General features: G+C 62.1%; 1 protein-coding gene and 1 pseudogene. Both read left to right on the top strand.

Features of this window, described 5'->3' with window-relative positions; all coding sequences use genetic code 11:
- Window positions 1–63: 63 nt before the first annotated feature.
- Window positions 64–303: pseudogene (locus EV656_RS16410) on the top strand (transposase); the annotation flags it as partial.
- 228 nt (window positions 304–531) lie between these two features.
- Window positions 532–1893, top strand: a complete 1362-nt coding sequence (locus tag EV656_RS16405) for an IS110 family RNA-guided transposase (protein WP_132605864.1) — start codon at window positions 532–534, stop codon at window positions 1891–1893.
- The last annotated feature ends 3 nt before the right edge of the window (window positions 1894–1896 follow it).

The raw sequence follows: 1896 nt of genomic DNA, 5'->3' as shown, positions 1-1896 counted from the left end.
TGGACCTGTCACGGTTTGGTGCCGCCCCTTTGATCACGTAATGTGCAGCAAAGGAGATGAACCATGGGCACAGTCAGGACGGATGAATTTCGCAAGGATGCGGTGCGGATCGCGCTGACCAGCGGGCTTTCGCGGCGTCAGGTTGCGGATGATTTGGGGGTCGGCTTGTCGACCTTGAACAAGTGGGTGAACGCACACCGGGACACAGATGTAGTCTCGGCCGAGGACCGCGAGCTGGCGCAGGAGAACGAGCGGCTTCGGCGCGAGATCCGCATCCTGAAGGAGGAGAGGGACATCCTAAAAAACCGTTCCGGGCCGCAGCCCGCCTGTGCGCGGTAGCAACAGCTTGTGCTACGCTCATGGCGAAGGGCAGTTGCCGATGGCTTATTGGTGGGCTGGACCCCGTTAAAAAACGTGGCACATGGGCTGATGCGCACTTGAGAGTGGTGACGCCGCCATCGCGGTGATCCCGGTTAGGAAGATGACGAACTTGCATGGCCCACGCCCTTCGTTCTGAACGGAGAAGATGTCATGCCCAGACCTACAACCGGCGGCCACCCGGACCTCAAGATGGTCAACCCCAATGCGGCCGCGATCGATATTGGCTCGACGATGCATATGGCTGCTGTGAACCCGTCCAGTTGTGACATGCCGGTGCGCGCTTTCGGCACGTTTACCCAAGACCTTCACACCTTGGCCGACTGGTTCTCGGACTGTGGCGTCGCCAGCGTGGCGATGGAGTCGACGGGCGTCTACTGGATCCCGGCCTTCGAGATCCTCGAGGCCCGGGGCTTCGAGGTGATTTTGGTGAACGCCCGCTACGCCAAGAACGTGCCCGGCCGCAAAACCGATGTCAGCGATGCAGGGTGGCTGCGGCAGTTGCATTCCTACGGCCTGCTGCGCGGCAGCTTCCGCCCAGACGCGGAGATTGCAACATTGCGTGCCTACATGCGCCAGCGCGAGCGGCTGACCGAGTATGCCGCCGCCCATATCCAGCACATGCAAAAGGCCTTGATGGAGATGAACCTCCAACTCCATCACGTGGTCTCCGATATCACTGGCGCGACCGGCATGAAGATCATCCGCGCTATTGTTGCAGGGGAGCGCGATCCGGACGTGCTGGCCGACTACCGTGATGTGCGGTGCAAATCCTCGCCGGAGACGATCCGGGCAGCACTTGTGGGCAATGACCGGGCGGAACACGTCTTCGCTCTGGCGCAGTCGCTCGAACTTTACGACTTCTACAAAGCCAAGATCGAGGAATGCGATCAGCGTCTGGAAGAGGCTGTCGCCGCCCTGTCGGTAAAAGGCGGGAAAGACCTGCCACTGCTGCAGAAGGCCCGTATCAAAGGTCGGCAGGTCAATGCACCGGCCTTCGACGTGCGGGCAGCACTCTACGGGGTGTTGGGCACCGACCTCACCCAGATCCACGGCCTCGGCCCTTCGTTGGCGCTGAAGCTGGTGGCCGAGTGCGGAACGGATCTGCGGGCATGGAGGACAGCGAAGCACTTCACATCCTGGCTGTGCCTGGCGCCGGGCAACAAAATATCGGGCGGCAAGCTCCTGTCCTCGAAGACGCGGCGCAGCTCGAGCCGGGCGGCGGCCCTGTTGCGTTTGGCTGCCACAACAATCGGACGGAGTGACACCGCCCTGGGGGCTTTCTATCGCCGTCTCTCGGCGCGGATCGGCAAGCAGAAGGCGGTGACGGCGACCGCCCGCAAGATCGCCGTCCTGTTCTACAACGCCATCCGGCATGGAATGACTTATCAGGATCAGGGCGCCGCAGCCTATGATGAGCGACACCGCCAGCGCGTCCTCGCGAACCTCCAGCGGCGCGCCAAGACCCTGGGATACGCCTTGGCGCCCGTTTCGCCTGAACCGGCTGTTTCTTAGGAA

The organism is Rhodovulum adriaticum (assembly GCF_004345735.1).
GTDB lineage: Bacteria > Pseudomonadota > Alphaproteobacteria > Rhodobacterales > Rhodobacteraceae > Rhodovulum > Rhodovulum adriaticum.
This window is presented reverse-complemented; position numbering and strand designations above follow the sequence as displayed.

What these genes read in the sequence shown, in the direction of transcription:
- EV656_RS16405 (WP_132605864.1), top strand. Translation starts at nt 532, where the DNA reads ATGCCCAGACCTACAACCGGCGGCCACCCGGACCTCAAGATGGTCAAC.